Annotated in this window: 30 protein-coding genes; 15 read left to right on the plus strand and 15 right to left on the minus strand. The window is 70.0% G+C overall.

All coding sequences use genetic code 11. The features are described from left to right. Positions 1 to 449: 449 nt before the first annotated feature. The gene (locus ACEXQC_RS02050; RefSeq protein WP_374817842.1) at positions 450 to 1,265 is read left to right on the plus strand and encodes a DUF2510 domain-containing protein; all 816 of its coding nucleotides are present in this window, start codon (positions 450 to 452) and stop codon (positions 1,263 to 1,265) included. Positions 1,266 to 1,295: 30 nt separating this feature from the next. Here ACEXQC_RS02050 and ACEXQC_RS02055 read toward each other — a convergent pair whose 3' ends face one another. The 7 genes from ACEXQC_RS02055 to ACEXQC_RS02085 all read right to left on the minus strand — a co-directional run bounded on the left by ACEXQC_RS02055 (position 1,296) and on the right by ACEXQC_RS02085 (position 5,888). Further along, complete coding sequence (locus ACEXQC_RS02055; protein ID WP_374817844.1) at positions 1,296 to 1,574, minus strand: hypothetical protein; 279 nt, start codon at positions 1,572 to 1,574, stop codon at positions 1,296 to 1,298. Between the two features lie 10 nt (positions 1,575 to 1,584). Further along, positions 1,585 to 1,893, minus strand: coding sequence for a DUF7882 family protein (locus ACEXQC_RS02060; RefSeq protein ID WP_374817846.1), 309 nt, complete (start codon positions 1,891 to 1,893; stop codon positions 1,585 to 1,587). Positions 1,894 to 1,895: 2 nt separating this feature from the next. Beyond that, entirely contained in the window at positions 1,896 to 2,252 is a 357-nt protein-coding gene (locus tag ACEXQC_RS02065; protein ID WP_374817848.1) for a hypothetical protein, read from the minus strand. Next, a complete protein-coding gene (locus ACEXQC_RS02070) occupies positions 2,249 to 2,731 on the minus strand; it encodes a hypothetical protein (protein ID WP_374817851.1) in 483 nt (160 codons plus the stop codon). Before ACEXQC_RS02070 ends, ACEXQC_RS02065 begins: the two co-directional genes overlap by 4 nt. 8 nt (positions 2,732 to 2,739) lie before the next feature. Then, positions 2,740 to 3,888, minus strand: coding sequence for a zinc-dependent alcohol dehydrogenase (locus ACEXQC_RS02075; RefSeq protein ID WP_374817853.1), 1,149 nt, complete (start codon positions 3,886 to 3,888; stop codon positions 2,740 to 2,742). 5 nt (positions 3,889 to 3,893) lie between these two features. Next, entirely contained in the window at positions 3,894 to 4,439 is a 546-nt protein-coding gene (locus ACEXQC_RS02080) for a hypothetical protein (protein ID WP_374817855.1), read from the minus strand. A gap of 78 nt (positions 4,440 to 4,517) precedes the next feature. Beyond that, positions 4,518 to 5,888, minus strand: a complete 1,371-nt coding sequence (locus ACEXQC_RS02085) for an APC family permease (protein WP_374817857.1) — start codon at positions 5,886 to 5,888, stop codon at positions 4,518 to 4,520. Positions 5,889 to 6,057: 169 nt separating this feature from the next. On the opposite strand from ACEXQC_RS02085, the gene ACEXQC_RS02090 reads away from it, so the two are divergent. Continuing rightward, a complete protein-coding gene (locus tag ACEXQC_RS02090; protein ID WP_374817859.1) occupies positions 6,058 to 6,381 on the plus strand; it encodes a DUF7882 family protein in 324 nt (107 codons plus the stop codon). Further along, positions 6,378 to 6,596 (plus strand): hypothetical protein, encoded by a 219-nt coding sequence (locus ACEXQC_RS02095; protein WP_374817861.1) that lies wholly within the window; start codon positions 6,378 to 6,380, stop codon positions 6,594 to 6,596. The genes ACEXQC_RS02090 and ACEXQC_RS02095 overlap by 4 nt, the downstream gene beginning before the upstream one ends. 36 nt (positions 6,597 to 6,632) lie before the next feature. Here the strand turns inward: ACEXQC_RS02095 and ACEXQC_RS02100 are convergent, their stop codons facing one another. Continuing rightward, positions 6,633 to 7,097, minus strand: a complete 465-nt coding sequence (locus ACEXQC_RS02100; protein ID WP_374817863.1) for a VOC family protein — start codon at positions 7,095 to 7,097, stop codon at positions 6,633 to 6,635. A gap of 97 nt (positions 7,098 to 7,194) precedes the next feature. Here ACEXQC_RS02100 and ACEXQC_RS02105 point away from each other — a divergent pair, with 97 nt between their 5' ends. The 3 genes from ACEXQC_RS02105 (at position 7,195) to ACEXQC_RS02115 (ending at position 9,561) form a co-directional block, all read left to right on the plus strand. Continuing rightward, on the plus strand, positions 7,195 to 8,181 hold the full coding sequence (locus ACEXQC_RS02105) for a helix-turn-helix transcriptional regulator (protein WP_374817865.1): 987 nt from the start codon (positions 7,195 to 7,197) through the stop codon (positions 8,179 to 8,181). Between the two features lie 61 nt (positions 8,182 to 8,242). Beyond that, positions 8,243 to 8,749, plus strand: a complete 507-nt coding sequence (locus ACEXQC_RS02110; RefSeq protein ID WP_374817867.1) for a hypothetical protein — start codon at positions 8,243 to 8,245, stop codon at positions 8,747 to 8,749. A 32-nt stretch (positions 8,750 to 8,781) separates the two neighbouring features. Continuing rightward, positions 8,782 to 9,561, plus strand: a complete 780-nt coding sequence (locus tag ACEXQC_RS02115) for a hypothetical protein (RefSeq protein WP_374817869.1) — start codon at positions 8,782 to 8,784, stop codon at positions 9,559 to 9,561. A gap of 17 nt (positions 9,562 to 9,578) precedes the next feature. Here ACEXQC_RS02115 and ACEXQC_RS02120 read toward each other — a convergent pair whose 3' ends face one another. After that, on the minus strand, positions 9,579 to 9,839 hold the full coding sequence (locus ACEXQC_RS02120; RefSeq protein ID WP_374817871.1) for a hypothetical protein: 261 nt from the start codon (positions 9,837 to 9,839) through the stop codon (positions 9,579 to 9,581). A 156-nt stretch (positions 9,840 to 9,995) separates the two neighbouring features. Between ACEXQC_RS02120 and ACEXQC_RS02125 the strand changes: the two genes are divergently transcribed. Continuing rightward, a complete protein-coding gene (locus ACEXQC_RS02125) occupies positions 9,996 to 10,850 on the plus strand; it encodes a helix-turn-helix domain-containing protein (RefSeq protein ID WP_374817874.1) in 855 nt (284 codons plus the stop codon). Between the two features lie 13 nt (positions 10,851 to 10,863). Here the strand turns inward: ACEXQC_RS02125 and ACEXQC_RS02130 are convergent, their stop codons facing one another. Together ACEXQC_RS02130 and ACEXQC_RS02135 are read right to left on the minus strand one after the other, a co-directional pair. Next, a complete protein-coding gene (locus ACEXQC_RS02130; RefSeq protein WP_374817876.1) occupies positions 10,864 to 11,163 on the minus strand; it encodes a hypothetical protein in 300 nt (99 codons plus the stop codon). Positions 11,164 to 11,433: 270 nt separating this feature from the next. Continuing rightward, positions 11,434 to 12,135: an SGNH/GDSL hydrolase family protein gene (locus ACEXQC_RS02135; RefSeq protein WP_374817878.1), complete on the minus strand. Its 702-nt coding sequence runs from the start codon at positions 12,133 to 12,135 to the stop codon at positions 11,434 to 11,436. Between the two features lie 202 nt (positions 12,136 to 12,337). On the opposite strand from ACEXQC_RS02135, the gene ACEXQC_RS02140 reads away from it, so the two are divergent. Genes ACEXQC_RS02140 through ACEXQC_RS02150 form a run of 3 tightly spaced genes read left to right on the plus strand, consistent with a single transcriptional unit; the run spans position 12,338 to position 15,756 of the window. Continuing rightward, positions 12,338 to 14,296: a cell wall-binding repeat-containing protein gene (locus ACEXQC_RS02140; RefSeq protein WP_374817880.1), complete on the plus strand. Its 1,959-nt coding sequence runs from the start codon at positions 12,338 to 12,340 to the stop codon at positions 14,294 to 14,296. Positions 14,297 to 14,337: 41 nt separating this feature from the next. Then, positions 14,338 to 14,661, plus strand: coding sequence for a hypothetical protein (locus ACEXQC_RS02145; RefSeq protein ID WP_374817882.1), 324 nt, complete (start codon positions 14,338 to 14,340; stop codon positions 14,659 to 14,661). Between the two features lie 57 nt (positions 14,662 to 14,718). Next, complete coding sequence (locus ACEXQC_RS02150; RefSeq protein ID WP_374817884.1) at positions 14,719 to 15,756, plus strand: LLM class flavin-dependent oxidoreductase; 1,038 nt, start codon at positions 14,719 to 14,721, stop codon at positions 15,754 to 15,756. 25 nt (positions 15,757 to 15,781) lie between these two features. On the opposite strand, the gene ACEXQC_RS02155 is transcribed toward ACEXQC_RS02150, so the two are convergent. Continuing rightward, positions 15,782 to 16,456: a response regulator transcription factor gene (locus ACEXQC_RS02155; protein ID WP_374817886.1), complete on the minus strand. Its 675-nt coding sequence runs from the start codon at positions 16,454 to 16,456 to the stop codon at positions 15,782 to 15,784. Positions 16,457 to 16,604: 148 nt separating this feature from the next. Here ACEXQC_RS02155 and ACEXQC_RS02160 point away from each other — a divergent pair, with 148 nt between their 5' ends. Continuing rightward, positions 16,605 to 16,883: a GlsB/YeaQ/YmgE family stress response membrane protein gene (locus ACEXQC_RS02160; RefSeq protein WP_374817888.1), complete on the plus strand. Its 279-nt coding sequence runs from the start codon at positions 16,605 to 16,607 to the stop codon at positions 16,881 to 16,883. Between the two features lie 137 nt (positions 16,884 to 17,020). On the opposite strand, the gene ACEXQC_RS02170 is transcribed toward ACEXQC_RS02160, so the two are convergent. Then, positions 17,021 to 17,236 carry a hypothetical protein gene (locus tag ACEXQC_RS02170; protein ID WP_374818866.1) on the minus strand — a complete coding sequence of 72 codons (216 nt, stop codon included), beginning with the start codon at positions 17,234 to 17,236 and terminating at the stop codon, positions 17,021 to 17,023. Between the two features lie 224 nt (positions 17,237 to 17,460). On the opposite strand from ACEXQC_RS02170, the gene ACEXQC_RS02175 reads away from it, so the two are divergent. The 4 genes from ACEXQC_RS02175 to ACEXQC_RS02190 are packed head-to-tail and all read left to right on the plus strand — an operon-like array spanning position 17,461 to position 21,955. Continuing rightward, on the plus strand, positions 17,461 to 19,191 hold the full coding sequence (locus tag ACEXQC_RS02175; RefSeq protein ID WP_374817890.1) for a DUF7125 family protein: 1,731 nt from the start codon (positions 17,461 to 17,463) through the stop codon (positions 19,189 to 19,191). Then, entirely contained in the window at positions 19,188 to 19,487 is a 300-nt protein-coding gene (locus tag ACEXQC_RS02180) for a circadian clock KaiB family protein (protein ID WP_374817892.1), read from the plus strand. The genes ACEXQC_RS02175 and ACEXQC_RS02180 overlap by 4 nt, the downstream gene beginning before the upstream one ends. 48 nt (positions 19,488 to 19,535) lie before the next feature. Continuing rightward, complete coding sequence (locus ACEXQC_RS02185) at positions 19,536 to 21,293, plus strand: sensor histidine kinase (protein ID WP_374817894.1); 1,758 nt, start codon at positions 19,536 to 19,538, stop codon at positions 21,291 to 21,293. After that, positions 21,281 to 21,955 carry a response regulator transcription factor gene (locus ACEXQC_RS02190; RefSeq protein ID WP_374817895.1) on the plus strand — a complete coding sequence of 225 codons (675 nt, stop codon included), beginning with the start codon at positions 21,281 to 21,283 and terminating at the stop codon, positions 21,953 to 21,955. The genes ACEXQC_RS02185 and ACEXQC_RS02190 overlap by 13 nt, the downstream gene beginning before the upstream one ends. Positions 21,956 to 21,989: 34 nt before the next feature. Here the strand turns inward: ACEXQC_RS02190 and dacB are convergent, their stop codons facing one another. Both dacB and ACEXQC_RS02200 read right to left on the minus strand, forming a co-directional pair. Next, on the minus strand, positions 21,990 to 23,639 hold the full coding sequence (gene dacB, locus ACEXQC_RS02195; RefSeq protein WP_374817897.1) for a D-alanyl-D-alanine carboxypeptidase/D-alanyl-D-alanine endopeptidase: 1,650 nt from the start codon (positions 23,637 to 23,639) through the stop codon (positions 21,990 to 21,992). Continuing rightward, entirely contained in the window at positions 23,636 to 24,868 is a 1,233-nt protein-coding gene (locus ACEXQC_RS02200; protein ID WP_374817899.1) for a serine hydrolase domain-containing protein, read from the minus strand. Before ACEXQC_RS02200 ends, dacB begins: the two co-directional genes overlap by 4 nt. Between the last annotated feature and the right edge of the window lie 61 nt (positions 24,869 to 24,929).

The following is a 24,929-nucleotide window of genomic DNA, read 5'->3' on the forward strand; positions in this document are numbered from 1 at the left end:
TCATCGAAGTCGACAAGCGCAACCGGTTCTCGTCGTTCGTCCGGAGGTCGGGTGACACGCTCGAGCTCGACATGCTCGTGGCGAGCGGCCACATGGACAGGCGCTGCATCGTCCCGATCACCGAGCGCCACCTCGAGGTGCTGCGCTCCGACGACCACCGGTACCTCCTGCTCTTCGCGGCCCTGCACGACCCGTTCCAACTCGCCGAGACCGAGCTGAGCCCCGATGAGATCGACGTGTACCTCGACACCGTGCTGCTCGCCCCCGAACGAGAAGTGGAGGAGTTCCTCACCTCCCTCGACCACGGCCGGGCCCACGGCGCGATCTCGAACCTCGTGCACCTGATCGCGAGATCAGATCGCCTCGCGCACCGCGACGGTCGGTGGTTCGGAGACGCCTGAACCGCGTTAGGGTCGGCAGGGCAACACCGTCAGGGGAGGGGATCGGCCATGAGCGCTGCACCGGGTTGGTACGACGCAGGAACACCGGGACGACTGCGCTGGTGGGACGGCACGCAGTGGACGCCGCACGAGTCCGACGTGCCCGCGAAGGTGATCGTCGCCGGCTGGTACCCCACTCCGACCGGTCAGCTCCGCTGGTGGGACGGCGCGCACTGGACGGGCATGCGCGTGAAGAACGGCGCACCCGGCATCGACTGGGCCACCACCGAGCAGCCGGCGATCTCCTTCGCCTTCGGCGGCATCTGGCTCGCGCTCTCCGGTCTGCAGTTCGCCATCGGAGCCGTCACGAGCTACGTCTCGCCGAACGGCATCGCCACCCTCCTGCTCGCGGCGCTGTGGATCGCGATCGGCATCCAGGGCGCGAGGGTGCGCGGCATCCCCACGCCGGGCGGTGAGCCCACCGTGATCGATGCGGTGCGCCCGCTGCCCGGTGAGCAGGAGGCGCCGGGAGCCGGGTGGTACCCCATCGCGCCTCGCGTCACGCGGTGGTGGACGGGTGCCCGCTGGGCCGAGTACGTGGCGACCGCCACCGGCATCCGGCCGAGCTTCCACGGAGCGAGGTCGTTCCGCATCTACCTCGTCACGGTCTGGTCGGTCCTGGCGCTCGGAGCGCTCGGACTCCTCGCCGGGGTGCTGCTGCTCACGCTCGGCTCTCCCGACCCCGACGACTACCTCGCAGGTGCCCTGGGGATCGGCCTCATCGTGGGTGGGATCATTCTGGCGCTGCTCGGGGTGGTGCTGCTGGCGGTGTCGCGTCTGTCCCGCCGCGTGCTGATCGTGCCGGAACGACGTCCGGGCCTGTGAGCCCGCCCGGGGTCACCCCCGGGCACGACCTCACATGGGGTACTCGTCGTCGAACTCCGAGTAGGGGTCGAACGGGTGGTCGAGATCGCCGTCGTCGCGGGGCTCCTCTTCGACTTCGGCCACCTCGAACGTGATCGGCACGCCGGGCGAGACGAGGATGGCGAGCTCACGGTTGCCGTAGAGCGTGACCTTCACGATGTCGCCGCCTCCGCGCACAGCCGCGAGGGCCGCCGCTTCGATGTGGCCGATGTCCTGGTCCTGAGCGAGCGGATGGGGCGTGTCGCTCACGGTGATGGTGATGCGCTGCATGGAGGCCACGCTATGCCGCTTCCGGTGGTTCGGGAATGACTCGGAGACCGGCAGGGGAGTTTGCCAGCCGCACGAGCTCCTCCACCCAGACCCGGTTGAGCCTCGGCTCGCGGCTGCCCACGAAGTCGAACTGCAGCGGGATGGCGGGGTTGATCCAGATCGAGCTGTGACCGCTCCCGGAGGCCACGGTGTACTCCCACGAGAAGGTGAAGCTCTCACCTCTCCGCACCTTCGAGAGGATGACGACCTTGAGGTGGGCCAGCACCCGGTCGTCGAAGTCGACGGAGATCGCCGGGGTGCCGTAGATGAACTTGCCCATGCTCAGAAATTCTTCCCTTCATCGAGCTCGTCGATCATTCTGTTGAAGTCCTCGGCCGTCTGCTCGGCGTCGCCGTTCGTCTCGGTGACACCCACGATGCCCACTTGCGGCATCTCGGGCACGGGGAAGCGTCGCTCCTCCTCCTCGGCGGAGATGCCGCCCACGTCGGCCACGTCGAACTGGCTGGCCGCGCCGAGCAGGAACGTGTGCACGGAGGTCTCACCGTTCTCCTCGAGCACCGTGATGTCGACGGTGACACTGTGCTCCGCGTCGACCACCGAGGTGGTGTACGCGAGAAGCGCCGAGGTGATGGCGTTGCCCGTCACGATGGAGCCGCCGCTGTAGGTTATCCGCTTCATACCCCGACCCTAGCGCGCGCGATCCGGCGCCCGAGCAGCACGGCAGCCCACCCGGCCAGCACCACGGGGGCGGCGAGGAGCAGCGGATCGCCCCGCCGCAGAGGGCCGGGAGAGGTCACTTGGCTCCGCACGGAGTCGACCCTGTCGCCGGCCATGAGCAGCAGCCAGTGGGCCGCCGTCGCCTCGCTGTAGCGGTAGGCGTAGCGGCGGATCGCTCCGGAGACGCCCTTCAGCGGAGCGACGGTGCCGAACACCGGGGTGAGCATGGCGTGCTCGATCGAGCGCTCCCGCTGCTCGAGCTCCGGCTGCCGGTCGGGGAACTCCCAGTGCGCCCCCGTGGTCTCGGGCGAGAAGCGCTCGCGCGGGAACGAGGGGCGGTCGGCGGGGTCGAGATCGACACCCCAGCCGGGGATGCGGGCGCGCAGCTCGTCGCTCGTCTCGAGGCGCGCAGCCTTGTTCGCGATGTAGGGCTGATGCATGTCCACTCCTAGGCGGCGTCGGTCGTGATGATCGTCTTGATGCAGCCGTCGAGCTTGCGCGAGAACAGGTGGTAGCCCTCCGCGATGTGCTCGAGCGGGATGCGGTGGGTCACGATGTCGTTCGGCTTGAGGTGGCCGTTCCTGATGTGCTCGAGCAGCCGCGGCCACTGCCTCTTGGCCGGCGCCTGGTTCATGCGCAGCGTCAGCCCCTTGTTCATGGCGTCGCCGAACTTCACGGCGCTGAAGAGGGGGCCGTAGGCGCCCATCACCGAGACGGTGCCGCCCTTCCGCACCGAGTCGATGGCCCAGTTGAGCGCGATGGGGGAGCCGCCCTGCAGCTTGAGCTTGGTGGCGGCGACGTGCTGCAGCAGGTTGCCGTCGGCCTCGGCACCGACCGCGTCGATCACGACGTCGGCACCGAGGTAGTCGGTGGCGCGCTTCATGGTCACCACGATGTCGTCGTGCTCGGTGTAGTTGTAGGTCTCGGCGTGCGCGAACTCGCGGGCCTTGGCGAGCCGATCCTCGAGCTGGTCGATCACGATCACGCGCCCGGCACCCATGAACCAGGCCGACTTGGCGGCGTACAGGCCCACGGGGCCCGCCCCGAACACCACGACGGTGTCGCCCTCGTGGATGTCGCCGAGCTGCGCGCCGAAGTATCCGGTGGCCAGCGCATCCGTCATGAGCAGGGCGTCTTCGTCGTCGAGCCAGTCGGGGATGACGGAGGGCCCGACGTCGGCGAACGGCACGCGCACGTACTCGGCCTGGCCGCCGTCGTAGCCTCCGCTCGTGTGCGAGTAGCCGTAGATGCCACCCACCGCCGTGGCGTTCGGGTTGACGTTGTGGCAGTTCGAGAAGAGCCCTCTGGCGCAGAAGTAGCACGAACCGCAGTAGATGTTGAAGGGAACCATCACGCGGTCGCCCACCGACAGGCTCTCCACCGAGGGGCCCACCTCGTGCACGACTCCGATGAACTCGTGCCCGAAGGTGGTGCCCACCCGGGTGTCCGGCATCATGCCGTGGTACAGGTGAAGGTCTGAGCCGCAGATGGCGGCCTGGGTGACCCGGATGATCGCGTCGTTCGGGTGCTCGATCCGAGGGATGTCCTTCTCCTCGACGCGGATCCGATACGGGCCCCGGTAGACCATCGCCTGCATGGCGGCTACTTTCCGGTGATCTTGTGCAGGAAGCCGGCGACCGGGCGCTGCTGCTCGCCCTGCTGGGCGGCGAGCACGAGGAGCGTGCCGGTGAGGATCGGGAGCACCCACTGCATGACGCGCTGCTTGCTCTGCGCGGCGGCGAGGGCCTTGGAGGCCTTCGCACCGGGCTCGGTGACGCCCTCGGCGCCCTCGGCCGCGTGCTTGCCGATGGTGGTGCCGAGAATGCCCGAGTACAGGCTCGCCGCTGCGGCGGCGCCGGTGACCACGAGCTTGACGGTGGTGTTGGTGCGCGCCTCGCCCTGGGCGGCCAGACGGCCCTTGTTGCCGAGGATGAGGCCGACGCCGCCGATGCCGTGGGTCACGATCGCCACGAGCTGCACGGGAGCCCACTTCGCCCAGCCGAGCGAGGAGAGCCGCAGGCGCTCGGTCGGGTCCTTGGCCTCGGAGCTGGCGCCGTTGAGGCCCACGGCGCCCATGAGGGTGCCACCGAACCAGGCGGCGAGGCCGAGGTCGTGGAGCGAGCGGACCAGCGTGTTGCGTTCCGACATGGTGAATCCTGTTCTGTGTGTCGATCGGGGGACGACTCTCACTCTCGGCCGGCTGAGCGGAAGGGCGAGTCCCTTGACTTATGACGCGGAGTCTGTGGGGGCGGAGCGGCGAGCGGTGAGGCGGTGCACGAGGTAGAGCACGACGCCCAGGGCGAGGAAGCCGCCCCCGAAGATCCAGACCACGGGCTCCTGCTGGGTGAGCAGCAGCACGCACGAGAGCACACCGAGCACGGGCACGAAGCTCCAGACCCTGAAGTGCTTGTGCTCCACGCGGTCGCGGCGCAGCACGAGCACGGCGATGTTGGTGCTGATGAACACGAAGAGCAGCAGCAGCACCACGGCCGAGGCGAGCGTGGCGAGGTCGCCCACGAGCGTGAGGAGCATGGCGATGACCGTGGTGGCGACGATGGCCACCCACGGGGTGCGGCGGCGGGGGAGCACCCGGCCGAGCGCCGAGGGGAGCAGGCCCTGCTCGGCCATGCCGTAGGTGACCCGGCTCGTCATGATCATCGTGAGCAGCGCGCCGTTGGCCACGGCCACGAGGGCGATGAGGCTGAACAGCCAGCCCGGCACCGGGAAGCCCGTCGCGGCCACGACGGCGAGCAGCGGGCCGGAGGAGTCGGTGAGGTCGGCGGCGGGCAGCGCGATGGCCGAGGCGAGACCCACGAGCACGTACACGACGCCCGCGGTCACGAGGGCGCCGATGAGGGCCTTCGGGTAGACGCGCGAGGGGTCGCGGATCTCCTCGGCCACGTTGGCGGAGGTCTCGAAGCCCACGAAGGAGTAGTACGCGATGATGGCGCCGCCGAGCACGGCGAGCCCGGGCGAGGTGCCGGCCGGGAACTCGGTCACGCGGGAGACGTCGCCGCCCCCGCCGCCGAGCATCGCCGCCACGGCGACGACCACGATCACGAGTCCGGAGACCTCGATGACGGTCATCACGACGTTGCTCTTCAGCGACTCGCTGATGCCGCGGGCGTTGAGCGCCGCCACGAGCACGAGGAACACCATGGCGGTCACGATCGGCGGCACGTCGATGAAGGTCTGCAGGTACTCGCCCGCGAACGCGAGGGCGAGCCCGGCGGCGCTGATGACGCCGGCGGCCAGCATGCTGAAGCCCACGAGGAACGAGATGATCGGCGGCTTGAACGCGCGCTGCGCGAAGATGGCCGCGCCTCCCGCCTTCGGGTACTTCGTGACGAGCTCGGCGTAGGAGCCCGCGGTGAGGAGGGCGAGCACGAGGGCTGCGGCGAGCGGTGCCCAGAGCGCCCCGCCGACCTCGCCGGAGAGCACGCCCATGAGGGCGTAGATCCCGGCCCCGAGCACGTCTCCCAGAATGAACAGGAAGAGCAGGGGGCCTGTGATGCGCCGCTTGAGCCTGGTCTCGCCGGCGTCTGCGGGGGTGCCCGTACCGGCTTTCGGGTCGGTGTCGAGCACGACGCGCCTCATCTCGGTTCTCGGTGCTCCGGTGGGGCACGCTGGAGGTGAACCTACGGCGGGGTCTCCGAGGTCAGCGAGGGGGTGGACATCGCGCCGCCCACCCTCTATCACGCGGCCGCGGGTTGGCGGACTCCTCCGGACCTGACATGCTGAACCCCGACTGACGAAGGCGGAACACATGGGAAAACTGACGTACGACTCCACGATGACGGTCGATTTCGAGGATCGCACCCTCGCTCACCTGCAGCTGGTGATCGGCGCGAAGCTGCGCCGCAGCGAGGCGTTCTTCTTCGCCTGGAAAGACGACAACGCCTCGGGTGACGGCCGCACGAGCATCTGGCTGCACCCCACGATCCCCATCACGTTCAAGTTCTACGGCGGCCGGTCGCCCTCCATCAACCGGGCCTGGGTCGACGCGCTCATGCAGAGCGCCAACTCCGCGCAGGGTCTCATGCTGCTCCCCGAACCGGACCACACGACGGCCCAGGAGGTCCAGGAGTGAAGCGCGTCAACATCTGCTACGACGGCCGGGACTACTCGATCGGCAACCGCCACATCGACGAGGTGCAGGCCGAGATCGACGCCGGCCTCGTCTCGCCCGAGCCCGCCTGGCTCACCGTGAACCACGGCGAGGGCCGCAGCCGCGCCGCGCGACTCCTGCTCACGCCGGGTGTCGCGATCTCCCTGGTGGGCATCGACGACCCCGACGTGGAGTGACGCGGCGCGGGCCGTTCTCGGCCGTCGCGCCGGTTCTCAGGCCGCCACGTCGAGGATCCAGGTCACCCCGAAGCGGTCGGTGAGCATCCCGAAGCCCGGGCTCCACGCCGAGGCGGCGAGGGGCTCCACGATCGACGCCCCGGCCGAGAGGGACTGCCAGTAGCCCTCCACCTCGGTCAGGCTGTCGCCGCGCACCGAGACGAAGAACGGGCTCGTGGTGAGGGTGACGCCGTTCTCGCGACGGGTGGATCCCTCGGCGCGCGCGCCCTCGGGCTGCGATCCCACCGCCTGGCCGGGGATGTCGTACGCCATCACGCGGAAGCCGCCGTCGGTCTGCACCTGGCCGAAGACCACGCGATCGGCGCCAGGCGCCTCCGCCGGCATGCCGAAGTCGCCGTAGGTCGCGATGGTGGCCTTGCCGCCGAACACGGAGGCGTAGAACTCGAGCGCCGAGCGGGCGTCGCCGCGGAAGTTGAGGTGGGTGGTGGTCGTGATGCTCATGACTGCTCCTTCGAGGTGATCGGGCGTCTTCCCGATGCCTCCACACTCCCAGTCGTGTAGGACGGTTTCGGTCCTCCACTCGGGCTACTCTCGGAGAATGACGACGACCTCCAGGCTGCTGACGCTGCTCTCGCTGCTGCAGACGCGCCGCGACTGGCCGGGAGGTGTGCTCGCGGAGCGGCTCGGCATCAGCCACCGCACCGTGCGGCGGGATGTGGATCGGCTGCGCGAGATGGGGTACAGCATCCGCGCCACCATGGGGCCGGATGGCGGCTATCGCCTCGATGCGGGAGCCGAGCTGCCGCCCCTGCTGTTCGACGACGATCAGGTGGTCGCCCTCGCGGTCGCGCTGCGGGCGGCGAGCGTCTCGGGTGTGGGGATCGAGGAGGCGGCTCTCCGCGCGCTCACGACGGTGCGGCAGGTCATGCCGTCCCGGCTCCGCGCCCGGCTCGACACCCTCGAGTTCACGGCGCTGCCGCAGCGGCCGCAGCTGCCGCAGCAGCCCGGCGCGCCTGGTTCCTCCGGCGATCCGGTATCGTCCGAGGTGCTCCTCGCCGTCTCCGCCGCCACCCGCAATCGCGAGGTGCTGCGCTTCGAGTACGCGGGGGAGCCGCGCAAGGTCGAGCCGCACCACCTCGTGACCGTGAGCGGCCGCTGGTACCTCGTGGCCTGGGATCTCGAGCGCCACGACTGGCGCCTGTTCAGGCTCGATCGCCTCACGCCGCGGTCGCCCACGGGGCTCCGGTTCGCCCCGCGCGAGATCCCCGGCGGCGACGTGGGCGCCTTCGTGTCGGGTCGCTTCAAGGGGGCGACGGGCGACGACCGCTGGCCGTGCGTGGGCCGGGTCGTGCTCGGCAGGCCTGCCCACGAGGTCGTGCCGTTCGTGGGCGACGGCATCGTGGAGGATCTCGGACCCGAGCGCTCGGGCCTCGAGGTCGGCGCGTGGTCGTGGGTGGCTCTCGCGGCCCTGCTCAACCGCTTCGACACCGACATCGAGGTCGAGGGCCCGCCCGAGCTCACGCGGGCGTTCGCGCTCCTGGCGGCGCGCAACGCGGCCACGGCAAGCGGCGCGCGGGCCGACTGAACGGCACCGGTGGGGAGTTGTCCCCATTGTCGACTGCTCGTCCTGTTGGCAGAGTGGCGGTATGGACAGCACTCTTCTCGCCCTCATCGCCATCGCCGTCGTCGTCGCCATCGTCGGTATGGCGGCCCTCCGCGGCTGGTCAAGGCGCAAGATCCGCACGGTCGCGGCCGACAACAAGGCCGCAGCCCTGCCGAAGATGCTCGGCGAGTTCAGCCGGTCGATCGTGCTCGGCACCGATCCCGCCACCGCGCAGTCGCTCATCGAGGGTCTGCCCAAGCGCAAGGCGAAGGAGCTCCGACCAGGGGTGTGGGCCTTCAACTACGTCGCGGCCGACGACATCGTCATCGAGGTGCGACCCGCCGGAGGCGGCACCGAGGTGGTCGTGACGTCGGTGAGGGAGTACTTCGGGCTGCCTCAGGGCCTCGATTACTGGACGACCTTCGCCGGCAAGCTCGAGCAGGCCGCAGCAGCCGCCTCCATCACCTCGACCCGCGGCTTCCACGCCCTGCACGCCGCCCCTGCCAAGCCCGACACCCTCGACAACGGCCGCTGGGTCACCGCCGCCTGACGGGCGGTCGCCCCTCGCACCTGCTTCGACTCATGACCTCCTCCACCACCTCTCCCCCCACGCCGAGTGCGACGCCCTCGGGGGCGCGGCGCAGGCGACGGACGCTGATCATCGTGCTCGTGGGCATCGTGGTGATCGCCGTCATCGCGACGATCGTCGTGATCCGCGTCATGGCCCCGGCCACGGGTGTGCAGGCGGCGCTCGGGTCGAGCAGCTTCATCGGCTGCCTCGACCGGGAGGGCGGCCCGGAGGACGAGCCGTCGGTCGAGGGGGCCGAGTCGTGGTCGGCGGAACAGGAACGGGACTTCTGGAGCCACCCGCTGGCCCTGAACTGCGCCTCGAAGGGGCTCGCGGAGGATCGCAGGCAGCGCGCCCTCAGCATCGCGTTCCCCAGTCGCGAGACCGAGGGCGGCGGCAGCGGATCCAGCGCCGGCGGCGGGGTGGGCATCGGCGAGCAGTGGCAGGCGGTCGCCGATTACGCGGTCTGGCTCGAGCAGGAGGGGGTGGAGCGCGACATCGCGATGCTTCGCCTCGCCGGTCTTCTCCGCGGCCTGTGGGTCACCGACGCCGACCGGTCGAACTGGGCGCAGGGCTTCTGCGATGCGGCCGTGCTCTCGGATCTGCGGGCGCGAGGTGAGCTGCCCGGGTACGACGCGTGGTTCGCCGAGTCCGGATCGGAGTTGGACATCGACTCAGCGCGAGCCCTCGCCGACTACAGCACGAGCGATTTCGCCCAGGACCGCCCGGAGAACGAGCAGCCGTTCCGCGACTACCTCGACCGCAGCCGCGCGCTGCTCGAGGTGGTGCGCTGACGCGAGCGGCCTGAGCGCTACTCGGCGTCGCTCTGCTGGCCCGCCTGCTGCTCGGCGTCGCCCTGCTCTGCGGTGGGTTCTTTGCTCGCGATGAAGGCGTCGAAGGCGGCCTGGGGGCGGGGCTTGTCCTCGAGAGCGGGCTCGGCCCCCTCCGCGGAGTCGGCATCGGCGGGGATGCGGGTCGACCATGCGCCGTCGGGCTGCTGGGCGATCGTGGCCTCGAGGGCACCCGTGCGCCGGTCGTGGATGGCGAACTCGTCGAGTTCGGTCTGGCTCATCTTGTAGTCGCTGCCCATAACCGGCCTCCGCATCGCTTGTGACTCCTCCGGACCCTACCCCTCCCGACCCCCGATCGCGGACTTCTGCCGACCGGGTGAACGGTCTTGATCGGATAGATTCGAGGAACTACTCCTCTTTCCGGTAAAGGGACTGCCGTGCTCTCACGAACGACCGAACTGACGCACTTCCTGAGATCCCGACGGGCTCAGCTCAGCCCCACTGCGGTCGGCCTCCCCCAGACGGGCAACCGCCGGGTTCCGGGGTTGAAGCGAGACGAGCTCGCCGGGTTGGCGGGAATCAGCCTGGAATACTACGTGCGCATCGAACAGGGACGCGGCCACCAGATGTCCGACCAGGTCATCTCGAGCCTTGCGCGAGCTCTCAGGCTCGGTGTCGACGAGCGGTCCTATTTCGTGCGACTCGCCCGGCCCGTTCCCGCAGACCCGGTCGATCGAGGTGCCCCCCAGCCCATCGGTGAGACCGTCTTGACGCTGCTCGAGCGGTGGCGTGAGGTGCCGGCCTACGTCTTCGACAGCAACCAGGACATCGTGGCCATCAACGAGATGGCCGACCTGATGTGCCCCGGCCTGCAGCTGTACGGCGGCAACCTCGTCATCGCGAACTTCGAAGTCGCCAAGATCGCTCCTGACAACGAGCAGATCATCGAGGGTGCCCGGCGAGCCGTGGCAGCTCTCCGCTATTACGGCGATCCGGACAACCCACGCCTGCGCGAGATCGTCGGCACGCTCTCGACCGAGAATCCCCTCTTCCGTCAGCTCTGGGCCGAGCATTCCGCCACGACGTTCGCGAATGGAACCGTGCCGGTGAGCATCAGCGGGGAGCTGGTCGAGGTGCCCTGGCAGGTTCTCGACGTACCGGGGGGCTTCTTCATCGTGGTCATGCCCGTGGTGGAGGGAACCCGCGTGCACGAACTCTTCACACGACTCCGGGATACCGAGTTCACCGGACGGCCGCTCCGAGGCCCGCTCGTCGGGTGGCCGGCGCTCTGAGAAGCTCTGCGGATCAGCCGAGCGCGCGGCGGTGTGGGTGGCGCAGGGTCAGTGCGAGGGCGAGCCCTGCGAGGAGCGCGAGGAGCGCCGCCGCTGCTCCGACGCCTGCAGCAACGGCGTCCGTGCCGGTTGCCGCTAGCGAGGGGGATGGAGAAGGAGTCGAACCAGCCGGGACCGGCGTCGGCGTCGGCGTCGCGCTCGGCTCGGGATCGCCCACCTCATCGAGCGCGTAGGCCTCGGAGATCGCCCGCGACACCTGCTCCGTGAGGAACGCGACCCCCTGCTCGTTGGGGTGCAGTGCACCGAGCGCCACGAAGAGGTCGGGGTCGGGAGTCGGGGTGCCGCCCGTCGTGCTCAGGGTGATCCCGTTTATGAACGCCTCGCCCTCGGGAGCGCACGCCGTGTTGCCCTGAGTGAGCGGGAGGGTCGAGATGTAGGTCGCTCCGTTCTGGGCGGCGGCCTGGCCGATGGCCGCGTCGAGGCGCGCCTCTGTGCCGTGCAGGTAGAGGGTGTCGATCTCGGTGAACGGGAACGAGTTCTCGGGGAACGGCGGCTCGAACGGGTTCGCACCCGTGCCGAGCGGCTACGAGTAGCAGCCCCCCGCGGGCACCTCGGCGAGATCCGGGGTGATGGCGGGGTAGCCGATCACGAAGACCTTCGCGTTCGGTGCCTTCTCCTCGATGAGGGCGAAGGTCTCGTCGAGCGCCGGGGCGACGGTGGTGTCGAGCAGGTACTTCAGTCGGTCGACCTCGACGCCGTCGACCACGGGCGCGTAGTAGTCCTTGCAGTTCGCAAGTCCCACGCCGAGCACGTCGAGCACGAGCGGTCCCGTGGCGCTCTCGGCCACGCAGGTCTCGGCGACCGTCGAGAACCCGAGGTCGTTGCCACCGATCGTCACGGTCACCACGTCGGTGTCGGCGCTCAGGGAGGCCGACTGCACGGGAGCCGTGCCGGCCTGGGTGATGGTGACCTGCGGGGTGTCGCGGATGTTCGCGGTCACGGCCCCGCTGCACGTGCGGTCCTCGAGCTCGAGCCCCAGCTCGGCGGCCACGAGGTGCGGGTAGTTCTCGAGCGCCTGGAAGCAGCCGGAGGCCGGCACCTCGCTGAAGGGCGTGAGCCCGAAGCCCGCGGAGTAGGAGTCGCCGAGAGCCACGTAGCTCTCACCCTCGGGAGACCCGCCGGCGGGCGGCCCTCCGACTGCGAGAGCGGAGGCGGCACCCCCTCCGAGCAGCAGGCAGGCACACGCCGCCGCGACGACGAGGGACACCGCTCCACTGCGCTTCACGCTGCCACTGTATCCACGGCCCACCCCCACCGATAGGAGTTGAGAGCGGCAGTCCTTCCTCAGGCGGCGGGGTGGAAGGTGAGGGTGTAATCGACGGGTGAGGCATACTGAGGCGACCCCGTCGTCGTTCCTCTGAACACGAGACCCGGGGCAAGGGGGAATTCCAGTGCGCCGTTCCATCGCTGCTCTAGCGGCCGTCATCGTGACTTTCGGACTCGTGCAGGTGGGCGCGGTGCCCGCCCGCGCCGATACCGTGCCCTTCGAGCCCATCTCCACGGTGGGCCTCATGCGAGGGTCGCTGGACTCACTCGTGTTCGTTCCGGAGGAAGGCGTCGTGGCTACCGGCTGGTCCTTCTACTCGCAGGAGCCCACCAAGGTCACACCACCGGATTCGGGTTCGTGGCAGGTCCTGCGCCCCGATGGCAAGGCCACCTGGTGGTCCTCCATCTCGAACCAGGTGGGCCTTTCCCGCCCCGATGTGGCAGCCGCCTATCCGCAAGCCGGTCCGAACCACGGCTTCAGGATGAACCTCGGGTATCCGGGCGAGGCCGGCACCTACCGTTTCTGTGCCCGCACCTACGCGGAGGTCATCGGGTGCCGTTCCGTGCAGGTCGATGCCGAGACCCTGTCCGGCGTCTCGGAATCGCTCACTCTGGAATCGGCCGGCGGTGCACCGGCACTCCGGATTCGAGGCTGGGTCGCCGACACCTGGGCCACGACGTCGAACAGGATGTCGTTCAACGTCTCCTCCATGAACACCGATTCCGGCTACTCCGATTCGTGGGTGTACCCGGGGTCTGCGAGCCTCGATCGGCCCGACGTCCGAGCCGCCCGGCCCGGTCTGCAGGGAGTGAAGGGTTTCGACGTGACGATCCCCATCTACGGCCCGGGGGACTACACCGTCTGCCCGTGGATTCAGCCCGAGTACGCCTATCCCGGGAACGCCCCGGCAGCCACGGGTTGCCTGTCGATCACGGTCGCCGGCATGAAGCAGGTCACCGAATCTGCTCTCACCGGAACAGCGACACCCGGTTCGACGCTGAGCTTCACGCCTGCCACATGGAACCCCGCCCCGACGGTGAACCGCGTGCGCTGGTGGAGTTCCGACCGCGACGCCGCGATCGAAGGAGTGCTCGACTACCCGGTCGCCCTGTCGGACGTCGGCCACACCATCTCGGTGGTCCAGGATGCGTCGGCCCCTGGAACACTGCCTGGACGAGCCGGCCGGTCGTCCGCCGTCGTGACCCTCCCCGGTGTCGACACGTCGCGCCTGGCGGGAGCGGACCGGTACGCCGTCGCGGTCGCGAACTCGCAGGCTCAGTTCACGGACGCGGCTGTCGGCGCGCGCGTCGTGTACGTGGCAGCCGGGGAGAAGTTCGCGGATGCGCTGTCCGCCGGACCGGCGGCCGCTGTCGGTGGCGCGGCGCTTCTGCTCACCCCCACCGACCGGCTCCTCGCCCCGGTGCGGGCGGAGATCGCCCGTCTCCACCCCACGTCGATCGTGGTGGTCGGTGGGCCCGCCAGTGTCGGCGCACCGGTCATGCGAGAGCTCGAGAAGATCGCGCCCACGATCCGTCTGGGCGGGGCCGACCGCTACGAGGTCTCCCGCGCCGTGATGGCCCACGCGTTCCCCGACGGTGCCCAGACAGCGTTCGTCGTGACAGGCAGCACCTATCCCGACGCGCTGTCGGCGGGTGCCGCAGCCGGTTCCGTGGGTGCTCCGGTGCTGCTCACGCATGGCAGCGCCTCGTCCGCCGATGCCGCCACACGGTCCGCCCTGGCTTCACTCGGCGCGCGTGCGGTGACGGTCGTCGGGGGTGAGGCCTCCGTGTCTGCAGGGGTCGCCGGGTCGCTGGGGGCAGGGATCGCGGTGACCAGATACGCGGGCGCCGATCGCTATGCCGCAGCTGTGGCACTCAATCGGGGCTCCTTCACGTCGGCCGACACCGTGTACCTCGCGACGGGCCGCACCTTCCCCGATGGTCTGACCATCGGCGCCCGAGCGGGGCTGCAGCACGCACCGCTGTACCTCGTCACGGGGGAGTGCGTGTCGCTCGACGTGCTCACCGACATCGTGGCGCTCGGGGCCTCCGAGGTCGTGATCCTGGGAGGCACCAGCAGTGTGTCGGCGGCGGTCGACTCGTTGTACGTCTGCGCCTGATCTTCGCAGGCTGGGCGGGGGCGAGCGCCTAGAGTGGCCGCATGACGACGTCGCAGCCAGGGCCCCGTGCGACTGCGGGGGCGATCGCCGTGCGGGTGGTCGCCGGGCTCGCCGCCTCCGCCGCCGGCATCCTGTTCCTCTTCTCGGCGTGGGTCTCGCTCAGCAGCCGCTTCGGCACGGCGAGCGATCAGCACGGCTACGGACTGCTCTTCGGTGCCTTCCTCGCCATCATGGCGGGCTTCGTGCTCGCCGTCGTGCTGCCCTTCGTCTTCCCTCGCCGCCTGTGGAGCCGGGTGCTCCGGTACGGCATGCTCGGCTTCGCGATCGTGTTCGTGGTGATGATCGCCCTGGTGCTCACGGCCTGAGACCGGGTGCATGAGCACGCATGGAATGCGACTCCGCCCTGCAGCGTTGCACCTCCCGTGACCGCTACGAATCGCAAGAACATCGGCTTCCTCTCCTTCGGGCACTGGACGCCGTCTCCGCAGTCGAAGACCCGCTCGGCGGGCGAGAACCTGCTCCAGTCCATCGACCTGGCCGTGGCCGCGGAGGAGCTCGGTGCCGACGGCGCCTACTTCCGCGTGCACCACTTCGCCAGGCAGCTCGCCTCCCCGTTCCCGCTGCTCGCGGCGGTCGGCGCCCGCACCTCGACGATCGAGATCGGCACGGGCGTGATCGACATGCGCTACGAGAACCCCCTCTACATGGCCGAGGATGCGGGCTCCGCCGACCTCATCTCCGGCGGCAGGCTGCAGCTGGGCATCAGCCGTGGTTCACCCGAGCAGGTCATCGAGGGCTGGCGCTACTTCGGCTACCGCCCCGCCGAGGGCCAGGACGACGCGGATCTCGCCCGCGAGCACACCAAGGTGCTCCTCGAGGTGCTGAAGGGCGAGGGCTTCGCCGAGCCGAACCCGCGCCCCATGTTCCCCAACCCGCCTGGGCTGCTCCGCATCGAGCCGCACTCGGAGGGCCTCCGCGACCGCATCTGGTGGGGCGCCGCCTCGAACGCCACGGCCCGCTGGGCGGCCGAGCTCGGCATGAACCTGCAGTCCTCCACGCTCAAGATGGATGAGTCGGGTGAGCCCTTCCACGTGCAGCAGGCCGCGCAGATCCGCGAGTTCCGCGAGGCATGGAGCGAGGCGGGCCACGCCCACCAGCCACGTGTGTCGGTGAGCCGCAGCATCTTCGCCATCACGAACGATCTCGACCGGGCCTACTTCGGCGGCACGGGAGAGCGCAAGGACCAGATCGGCAACATCGACGCGAGCATGCGCGCCATCTTCGGTCGCAGCTACGCCGACGAGCCCGAGCGGCTCATCGAGCAGCTCGCCGCCGACGAGGCGATCGCCGAGGCCGACACCCTGCTGCTCACCGTGCCCAACCAGCTCGGCGTCGAGTACAACGCCCACGTGATCGAGTCGATCCTCACCGACGTGGCACCGGCGCTCGGCTGGCGCTAGAGACCCAGACAGTGCTGGGCGGTCGTCACGGGCCGCCCAGCCAGTGGTCGATGCGGTGGTGGTCGGGTGTGAACCCGTGCGCCACGCCCCACAGCACCGCCTGCGTGCGGCTGTCGACGTCGATCTTGCGGTAGATGCTCCGGATGTACGTCTTGACCGTGTTCGGGCTCAGATAGGTGAGCGTCGCCACCTCGGCATTGCTCTTGCCCTGCGTGATGAGGGCCAAGATCTCGGACTCCCGATCCGTCAGCCCCTCGTGCCGACCCGGCCAGTCGAGCCCCAGAGCGCTGCCCGCGCGTCGGGGCGGCGGTTCGCTGATGATCCGCTCGCCCGCGTGCACCGACTCGAGGGCGGCCACGAGGTCCCGCGCCGGGAGGGTCTTCGAGAGGTACCCGTGGATGCCCTGCTCCCGCGCGCTCTCCACGAGCTCGGGGTGGAAGTTCCAGGTGTACATGACGACCCGGCTCGCCCTGGGGTTCCGCACGAGCGCCCCGAGCTCCAGATGGTCGGACTCCGGCTGGGCGAAGGAGTCGTACAGCACGATGTCGACCTCGTCGTGGAGGGTGGCGTTCGCGTCGATCTCGCACACGAGCACCCGGTCGCGGTAGCGATCGAACATGTGGGCGAGACCCGCCAGCACCACGTCGTAGTCGTCGACCAGTGCCACTCGGATGGGTCCGCCGCCTGTCGTTGCGCTCATGATCCGACGCTACACCGGGGGCGGGGAGTGAAGACCACCCCTAGGGGTGATCCGGTACCCCCCTCTTCCTGGTTCGCTGAGAACAGCCGACTCCGGTCAGCTGCGAGGTGCACACGGTGTGCACCCGACACCAACGAAGGAGCCCCCCATGCTCGGTCTCATCATCAGCCTCATCGTCATCGGCATCATCGCGGGAGCGGTCGCCCGCCTCCTCGTGCCCGGCAAGCAGAACCTCTCCATCCTCATGACCATCGTGCTCGGCATCGTCGGCTCGTTCGTGGGCGGGTTCCTCGGGTTCCTGATCTTCCAGCGCGACCCGATGGACGGCTTCTTCCAGCCGGCCGGCATCATCGGCTCCATCATCGGCGCCGTGATCGTGCTCATCATCTGGACCCAGGTCTCCGGCCGCCGCTCCGTGCGCCGCTGACCCCTCGATGCATGCAGGCACCACGGTGAAGACACGCAGCGCCGCCGACACCCTGCTCCTCTCGATCGACCTCGCGGTCGTCGAGGAGGAGCTGGGTGCCGACGGCGTCCACGACCGCGTGCCCACGTCGCCGACTGTCAAGGGCGGTAGGGGAGCAGCTCGTCGAAGCGTTCGGTTCCGTTCGTCTCGAAGACGGCGTCCGCGGTGACGAGGATGAAGGTGCCGGGGTTGTAAGGAGCGACGTAGACGAGACCGTCGGCGCGGGGTTCGCTCGTGAAGCCCTCCTGGGTCAGCTCCGACTCGAGCAGCGCCGCCTGCTGGGCCGTAGCCGGAGCGCAGGAATAGATGTGCACGTTGTCGGACTGCGGCACACCCCAGCGGCACGAGACTCCACCGAACTCGACGAATCGCTGGTGGAGCGTGCCGTAGTTCGGGGTGTCGTTCGGCCACAGCGGATCAGCGACCGCCCCGGAGGCGAGGAGCTCGGTGATCTGCCCGAGACCTGCTGTCGATAGGATCTCTGCACCGGGCGCTCTGGGGGCGTGACGACATCGGCGAAGGGGTGGCTGTGGACCACATGGCGCGAACTCAGACAGAAGCACGGGCGGTTCTGCCGACCGGCATCGCGGGACTCGACGCCCTCACCGGCGGCGGTCTGCCGCGGGGGCGGGTGATCAGCGTCTTCGGGGCGGCGGGAGCCGGCAAGACGATCCTCGGGCTGCAGACCCTCGCCCACCGGGTGAAGGAGGGCGAGCGAGCGGTCTTCGTGACGTTCGAGCAGACCGCTGAGAGTGTGCTCGAGGATGTAGCAGGCTTCTCGTGGGGGGCCGCCGGGTTCCCGGACGACGACTTGATCGTGCTCGAGAGTGGGGTGCCCGCCGAGCTGCACATCTCAGGGCAGTTCGACCTGCAGGGTCTCATCGCCACCCTGCTCGCCGTGACCGAGGCATCCGGTGCCACGATCGTGCTGCTCGACGGGCTCGACGCACTGCTGTCGCTGCTGCTGCGGGAGGAGGATGAGCGCCGCGAACTGCTCCGCCTCACCAACTGGGCCAGGAACCAGGGTGTGACCGTGATCATCACGGCGAAGTCGGGCATCGACCACGCGCGAGGTCGGATGCGCGCCGAGATCCTCGACTTCCAGACCGACTGCGTGCTCATGCTGGACAGGGTCCGCATCGGCAACACGGTCTCCCGCACACTCCAGGTGTCGAAGTACCGAGGCGCGGGGCACATCGGGCATCTCGTGCCCGTCGTGATCACGGGCGACGGGATCGAGGTGCTCGTCGTCGCCGACGATGCGCCCGGAGCAGTGGGGGAAGGCGGTGCCGCCCGCACCGATGACCGGATGCCCACCGGTGTCGCCGAACTCGACCCCCTGCTGGGCGGCGGTTACCTGGTCGGGTCGAGGACGCTGCTCTCCGGCGCCCCCGGTACCTCGAAGAGCACGTTGGCGGCCGCCTTCTCGATCGCCGTCGTAGAGGGTGGTGGTCGTGTGCTCTACGTGAGCTTCGACGAGGTGCGCGCTCAGCTCGAGCTGCACACCCGGAGCGTTGGGTACTCGTTCCAGGAGCCGCTCGCGAGCGGTGCCCTGCGCATCCTGGTGGAGTCGGCGACCGGCAGCACTCCCGAGGAGTCCGCTCTGCGCATCATCCGCGCCACCCAGGATCTGGATGCCACAGCGGTCGTGATCGATCCGGTTTCGGCGCTCACCGGATCCGGGCATCCGTTCGCCGACGAGGCGCTCGCCTATCTGCTCACGAGCCTCAGCCGCCGCACTGTCACGGTGCTGCTCACCTCGTTGCTGAACGGCGCCGCATCGCTCGACGAGGAGGCCACCAAGAGCAACATCTCGACGATCGCCGACAACTGGATCCACCTCACCTACATAGCGAACGGCGGTGAACGCAATCGCGCGCTGACCATCGTGAAGTCCCGCGCCACCGCGCACACCAACCAGGTGCGCGAGCTCGTGATCACGACCTCGGGAGTCGAGCTGCGGCCCGCCTACGTCTCCGACGGAGACGTTCTGCTGGGTTCGGCTCGGGTGCAGAAGGAGGAGCTCGACCGCACCGCGGCCTGGGTGCGCGCCGTGGAGTACGAGCGCAGTGAGGCCGAGATCCTCGCCTCGATGGCCGAGCTCGATGGGCGCATCTCGGGCCTCAGCAACGAGGTCGAGCTGCGACGCCGTGATCTGGAGCGGCTCCGATCCACCCGCGACGGGGCGCTCGAGCGCACCGCCACGGCGTTGGAGGCGCGGGTGGCCGCCAGGCAGACGGGGAGCGCAGACGGGGAGGACGCGGAGTGAGTGAGGCTGCGACCGCAGCCGTGCGGTCGGTCGTACTGACACTGCTGGTGGCGGGTGAGACCGCGGCGTCGAGGTCGGCGCGCGCCAACCTCGAGACCCTGATCGGCGAGGGCCTCGCCGATGCTGCGAGCTCCCGGGTCGTCGACGTGCTCGTACAGCCCGACTACGCCCTGAGGTTCCGTGCGTTCCTCACGCCCGCGCTGATCGTGGAGACGGGCGAGCGCACGACCACCGTCGTGGGGGATCTCCGCGAACTCGACGAGGTCAGGCTGCTGATCGGGACCCAGGTCCATTGAACAGGCAACGGCGCGGCCCCTAGGCTCGGGCCGAGGTGACCTGACGACGTGATCCGCCCCCTGCAGCCACTGCCCGATCCGCCGCCCGGCGCGGCTCGGGTGCGTGTGGTGCGCACCGACTCCCTGCGGCCGGCCCTGCTGCTGCTCGCGGCCTTCGCGGTCACCCTCGGCGGGCTGCAGCTCGCCGTGGGGGCGAGCGCCCCGGTGCCGTTCTGGATCCCGGCCGCCTTCACCGCGGTGTACTCCATCTGGACCGCCGCGGGCATCATCGCCTGGTGGCGGCGCCCCTTGAGCGGAGCCGGGGGCATTCTGCTCACGGGGGCGATCGCGGTGTTCATCGCCGGCGCCGGCAATCTCGGCCTGCCCGTGCTCGTCGAGCTGAGCGCGGTGTTCGCCACGTTCCCCCTCGCCGTCACGGTGCATCTGCTGCACGCGTTCCCCTCCGGTCGGCTCAGGGGGCGTCTCTCGGTGATCACGGTGGTCGGCGCGTTCGGCGTCGCCCTGGTGCTGCAGGCACCGCTCTACCTCCTGCCGCCCGAGCAGACCGACCTCCGTCTCGTCGCGGTCGTCGTGCAGGCCGCCGCCGGACTCGCCGTGATGGCCGCGACCGTCGTCTTCCTCATCGGGCGCCTGCGTTCTGCCGACCCGGAGAACCTCCGTGTGCTCCTCCCTCTCTACCTGTACGGCATCCTCACGGTCGTGCTCATCCCCGTCTCGGCGAACCTGCTGACCGCACTCGGAGCCGACGGGGCGCTCATCGGCCTGGTGCAGCTGGCCGTGCTGGCCGGCATCCCCGTGGCCTTCCTGTGGGGAGTGCTGCGGGGCGGTTTCACGCAGACGACGGAGGCGGATGCCCTGAGCGCCTGGTTGAGCTTCGGCGACTCGAGCAAGGCGGCTGTGGGGCGGGCACTCGCCCGTTCCCTCGGAGACGAGTCGCTGCGGGTGGCCTACTGGTCGGAGGATCGGCAGGCGTACCTCGACGAGGACGGCCTCGAGGTGACCGAGCGCGACCAGATCGCGCCTCGCCTCTGGCAGACGGTGCACGTGGGGTCGCGGCTCGTCGGGGCCATCAGCTACGACGGGCGCATGCTCACCGACCCCGAAGCCGTGCGCCACGCGGGCCGCGTGCTCGCGATCGCGCTCGACCGCGAACGGCTCACCGCCGCCCTCGTGGCCAGCAACGAGGCGCTGCAGCTCTCCCGCATCCGCATCGTGGAGGCCGCCGACCGAGAGCGCACCCGCATCGCGCGCGACCTGCACGACGGCCTGCAGGTGCAGCTCGTGCTGCTCGCGCTCGAGGCCCAGCAGATCGCGAACTCCGACGACGCCCACCCCGCCACGGCGGCGGCCACGACCGACCTCAGGCGGCGCATCGATGCCGCGGCGGCCGATCTGCGTCGACTCGTGCACGCCGTGCAGCCGTCAGCCCTCGTGGAGCGGGGGCTCACGGCCGCCGCGGAGGATCTGGTCGACCGGCTCGACATCCCGGCCACGCTCGTGAGCGACGTCGACGACAGGACCCTCGGCCCCGCCACGGCCCAGTCGGCGTACCTCATCGTGGCCGAGGCGCTCACCAACGCGGTGAAGCACTCCGGCGCCCACTCGGTGGGTGTGGAGCTCACCAGGGCGGGTGCTGTGCTGCGTCTCCGTGTGCGCGACGACGGGCGAGGCGGAGCGCACCTCGAGAACGGATCGGGCCTCAAGGGCATCGCCGACCGGGTGGATGCGCTCGGCGGATCGTTCGACCTGATCTCGCCCGTGGGCGCGGGAACCGACGTGAGAGTGGAGCTGCCATGCGAGTCGTGATCGGTGAAGACGAGGTGCTGCTCCGCGAGGGAGTGGTGCACCTGCTGGAGAACGACGGCTTCGAGGTGGTGGCGGCCGTCGGCACCGCGGTGGAGCTCGAGCTCGAGGTGGCGCGCCTCGTGCCGGATCTCGTGATCACCGACATCCGGATGCCGCCCACGCACACCGACGAGGGCCTGCTCGCGGCCCTGCGCATCCGCCGGGCCCATCCGGGTGTCGCGGTCATGGTGCTCTCGCAGCACGTGCAGCGCCGCTACGCGACCGAGCTGCTCGAGCAGCGCGACGGGGGAGTCGGCTACCTGCTCAAGCAGCGCATCGCCGATGTGCGCACCTTCACGGCCGACCTCAGGCGCGTGCAGGCAGGAGGCACCGCCCTCGACCCCGACGTGGTGGCGGTGCTCGTCTCCCGGGCCAGCAAGTCCAGCGGGCCGGTCGGCGACCTCACTCCCCGCCAGCTCGAGGTGCTCGGACTCATGGCGGAGGGTCGCAGCAACGCCCACATCGCCGCGCGCCTCGGCACCTCCGAGAAGGCGATCGTGCAGCACACCTCGAAGATCTACGACACGTTCGGGCTGCCGGTCGCGGCCGACGACCACCGCCGCGTGCTCGCCGTCATCCGCTACCTGGCCGACGCGGGGGCCACGAGCACATCGCCCCGATGAACTCGCGGGCGATCGCGTCGGCTCCTAGTCCGTCTCAGTAGGCCTGCTGGATGGCGGCGGCGACCGCCCCCACGTCGTCGTTGGCCTGGAGCACGCCGGCCATGCCCGAGGTGAAGCCCTGGTTCACGATGATCGTGAACGCGAGGTAGCGGCCGCCCTCGGTCTCCATGACTCCGCCGAGTGTCTTCGTGCTGAGCCGCAGGCGGCCGTTGAACGAGTCGGAGCCGAGGAGTGTGCCGGTCTTGGCGAAGACCTTGCCGGCCGCCGGGCTGTCCGGCTGCACCGCGGCGAGCGATCCGTCCACACCCAGGATGGGCAGGGTGTCGCGCCAGGCCTCGGCATCGGGGCGCGCGGCCATGATGCTCTGGATCTCGACGGCGTTCTGCGGGGTGATGTAGTTGCCCTCGAGCCCCGATCCGTCGATGAGCGAGGCGCCGAGGGTGTCGAGCCCCGCGTCGGCCCAGATCTCACCGGCGAGACCCATGGCCATACCCGCGGCCGGGCCGCAGTCCGGCTCGCCGGCCTCCGCCGAGAGACGGCACATCAGGGTCTGCGCCCCTCGGTTGTAGCTGACCTTCATGACGTAGGTCACCTCCTCGGAGAGCGGCAGCGACTCCAGCTCGGCGACCGCGGGCAGGGCCGTGACAGCTGCCGAGTCGGGCAGGGTGTCGGCGGGGTTCTCGGCCACGGCGTCCGCCGTCACGGTGACCCCGGCCCGACCGAGCGCCTCGATCAGCGCCGTGCGGGCGAAGGTGGCCGTGTCCTCCAGCTCGTAGACCTTGAGCGAGGGGTCGTCGCCCTCGGCGATGGTGCCGGTGATCACAAGGGTGTTCGGGTCGGTCGGGGAGGGCTTCGGCGCGGCGATGCCGGACTCCTCGCCCGCGGCGACGGTCATGACCTGGTTGTCGAGGGTCCAGGGGGCGACGGCGGGGGTGAGCGCCGCGGTGGCGGGCTCTCCGGCGGCTCCCGGGGTGATCAGCACGTCGAGCAGGTTCTGGTTGATCACGGTCGGGGTGACCGGCTTGTCCTGCAGTTCGCCCGTGAACAGGCGATCGTCGACCACCACGTCGCCGTTCACGGCGCTGATGCCCGACGCCTTCACCTGTGCGGCGAGCTCGTCGAGCCCGGCGAGCGGATCCTCCGGGGTCAGGGTGGCACCCGGCAGGGGGTTGGCGTCGTTGTGGTCGAGGTTCGCGAAATCGACGGTGCCGTCGGCCTTCGTGCGCCCGCCCATCGTGAGGTCGCCCTGGCCCACGAGGATGAGGTCGCCCGTGAGGGTGCCGCCCGCCACGCTGCCCGACTGCTTCACGGGGGTCGTGATCGTGTGGTCCGGCCCCCATTTCACCCACGCGGCGCCGGCGCTGTAGGTCTTCACGAACGATCCGGGCTCGGCGAGCTTGTCGCCGTCGAGGTCGATGAGCGTCTCCCCGGTGTCGAGATCCTCGACCGAGATCGACCAGCGACCGCTCGCGTACTGGGGCTGGTTCATGACCTCGAGAGCCGCCTCCGGCAGGCCGGGCACGGCGGTGAGGCCCGCGCCGGCACCGGGCGAGCTCGTGGCGGCGACCTCGGCAGTGCCGCCCGTGCAGCCGGCCAGGAGCGCGGCGGCGGCCGCGGCCGCGACGGCCGTGCTGCCGATGCTCGCGAGGCGCTTCGGGCCGGAGCCGCTCGTGCGCCCGCTCATGCGCCCGCTCCGTTCGCGAGTGCGTCGGCGAGGGCGCGGAAGGCCTGGTCGGCCGGATGCGAACCGTCGGGCGCATCCGATTCGTTCATGTACACCACGATGCTCGCTCCTGTCTCAGGGTCGTGGAAGGTCGCGGCGGTGAAGCCGATGCCCTCGCCGTTGTGGCCCCACCATCCGTCGGTCTCGCCCATGCCCACCGCGTACTGGTCGTAGGGCGGTGTCGGGATCTCGTGGCCGACCTTCCGCAGCTCCTGCGTCTCGGGGTCGAGCAGGGCGCCGGAGCCGAGCGTCTCGGCCCACACCCGGCCGTCGTCGAGCGTCGAGAAGAGCGAGCCGGCGGCTCCGAGGATCGAGGGGTTCTCGTCCTGTCCCACCTGCACGCCGTCTCTCGACATGTAGCCCGTGGGGTGCGGGCCGGCCCAGTCGTCGATGTCGGTGATGTACGTGGTGCCGGTCTGCCCGAGGGGACCGAGGATGCGCTCCTCGAGCACCTCGGCGTACGGCTGCCCGGTGACCTCCTCGATCACCCCGCCCAGCAGGTTCGTGTTGGCGTTCGTGTAGACATGGTCGGTGCCAGGGGCGAACTTGGCCGGCTGATCGACCACGTAGCTGTTGAGCTCGGCGAGGGTGAAGACCTTCCCGGGATCGGCCTGCCAGTCCACGATGAACGCGTCGTTCACGTAGTCGGCGTTGCCGCTCGACATGTTCGCGAGTTCGAGCAGGGTGATCTCGTCACCGTTCGTGATGCCGTCGACGTACTGGTCGATCGTGTCGTCGAGGCTCAGCGCACCCTCGTCGGCGAGCTGCAGCAGCAGGGTCACGGTGTACGACTTCGTGATGCTCCGGATGGGCCAGGTCATCTCGGTGGTCACGGCCACGTCGCCCTCCACGTCGGCGAGCCCCGCGGCAGTGGTCCACGACCCTTCGCCTGGCACCCACACTCCCGCGACGGCTCCTGGCACGTCGTACTCCGCCATCACGGTGTCGAGTGCCCTCTGCAGCTCGGCCTGCAGCGCCTCGGGCAGCTCGCCCTCGGGCGCGGCCGACCGCGTCACGCCCGCCCCCGATCCACCGCTGCCCGCGCCCGTGCTGCTCGAGGCGGGTGCGCCCCCGCTCGTCGCGCCGGCGCACCCGCCGAGCAGCAGCCCCATCGCAGCGACGGCGGCCACCCCTGTGCGCCGCCCCGCCCTTCGGCGCTCCACCCGTCCCCGAGAGTGCTCGCTCGTCATCGTCCCCTCGTTCCCGCGACCACCGCACGGGCCGCCCGGGGCACGTCGAACCGAGCCCCGC

The sequence above is a fragment of the Herbiconiux liukaitaii genome, assembly GCF_041927495.1.
In the GTDB taxonomy this organism is placed as follows: Bacteria; Actinomycetota; Actinomycetes; order Actinomycetales; family Microbacteriaceae; genus Herbiconiux; species Herbiconiux liukaitaii.

What these genes read in the sequence shown, in the direction of transcription:
- ACEXQC_RS02090 (WP_374817859.1), top strand. Translation starts at nt 6,058, where the DNA reads ATGGGAAAACTGACGTACGACTCCACGATGACGGTCGATTTCGAGGAT.
- ACEXQC_RS02155 (WP_374817886.1), bottom strand. Translation starts at nt 16,456, where the DNA reads ATGAGCGCAACGACAGGCGGCGGACCCATCCGAGTGGCACTGGTCGAC.
- ACEXQC_RS02050 (WP_374817842.1), top strand. Translation starts at nt 450, where the DNA reads ATGAGCGCTGCACCGGGTTGGTACGACGCAGGAACACCGGGACGACTG.
- ACEXQC_RS02055 (WP_374817844.1), bottom strand. Translation starts at nt 1,574, where the DNA reads ATGCAGCGCATCACCATCACCGTGAGCGACACGCCCCATCCGCTCGCT.
- ACEXQC_RS02105 (WP_374817865.1), top strand. Translation starts at nt 7,195, where the DNA reads ATGACGACGACCTCCAGGCTGCTGACGCTGCTCTCGCTGCTGCAGACG.
- ACEXQC_RS02200 (WP_374817899.1), bottom strand. Translation starts at nt 24,868, where the DNA reads ATGACGAGCGAGCACTCTCGGGGACGGGTGGAGCGCCGAAGGGCGGGG.
- ACEXQC_RS02070 (WP_374817851.1), bottom strand. Translation starts at nt 2,731, where the DNA reads ATGCATCAGCCCTACATCGCGAACAAGGCTGCGCGCCTCGAGACGAGC.
- ACEXQC_RS02160 (WP_374817888.1), top strand. Translation starts at nt 16,605, where the DNA reads ATGCTCGGTCTCATCATCAGCCTCATCGTCATCGGCATCATCGCGGGA.
- ACEXQC_RS02065 (WP_374817848.1), bottom strand. Translation starts at nt 2,252, where the DNA reads ATGAAGCGGATAACCTACAGCGGCGGCTCCATCGTGACGGGCAACGCC.
- ACEXQC_RS02100 (WP_374817863.1), bottom strand. Translation starts at nt 7,097, where the DNA reads ATGAGCATCACGACCACCACCCACCTCAACTTCCGCGGCGACGCCCGC.
- ACEXQC_RS02145 (WP_374817882.1), top strand. Translation starts at nt 14,338, where the DNA reads ATGACGACGTCGCAGCCAGGGCCCCGTGCGACTGCGGGGGCGATCGCC.
- ACEXQC_RS02175 (WP_374817890.1), top strand. Translation starts at nt 17,461, where the DNA reads ATGGCGCGAACTCAGACAGAAGCACGGGCGGTTCTGCCGACCGGCATC.
- ACEXQC_RS02190 (WP_374817895.1), top strand. Translation starts at nt 21,281, where the DNA reads ATGCGAGTCGTGATCGGTGAAGACGAGGTGCTGCTCCGCGAGGGAGTG.
- ACEXQC_RS02115 (WP_374817869.1), top strand. Translation starts at nt 8,782, where the DNA reads ATGACCTCCTCCACCACCTCTCCCCCCACGCCGAGTGCGACGCCCTCG.
- ACEXQC_RS02075 (WP_374817853.1), bottom strand. Translation starts at nt 3,888, where the DNA reads ATGCAGGCGATGGTCTACCGGGGCCCGTATCGGATCCGCGTCGAGGAG.
- ACEXQC_RS02110 (WP_374817867.1), top strand. Translation starts at nt 8,243, where the DNA reads ATGGACAGCACTCTTCTCGCCCTCATCGCCATCGCCGTCGTCGTCGCC.
- dacB (WP_374817897.1), bottom strand. Translation starts at nt 23,639, where the DNA reads ATGAGCGGGCGCACGAGCGGCTCCGGCCCGAAGCGCCTCGCGAGCATC.
- ACEXQC_RS02085 (WP_374817857.1), bottom strand. Translation starts at nt 5,888, where the DNA reads ATGAGGCGCGTCGTGCTCGACACCGACCCGAAAGCCGGTACGGGCACC.
- ACEXQC_RS02120 (WP_374817871.1), bottom strand. Translation starts at nt 9,839, where the DNA reads ATGAGCCAGACCGAACTCGACGAGTTCGCCATCCACGACCGGCGCACG.
- ACEXQC_RS02080 (WP_374817855.1), bottom strand. Translation starts at nt 4,439, where the DNA reads ATGTCGGAACGCAACACGCTGGTCCGCTCGCTCCACGACCTCGGCCTC.
- ACEXQC_RS02060 (WP_374817846.1), bottom strand. Translation starts at nt 1,893, where the DNA reads ATGGGCAAGTTCATCTACGGCACCCCGGCGATCTCCGTCGACTTCGAC.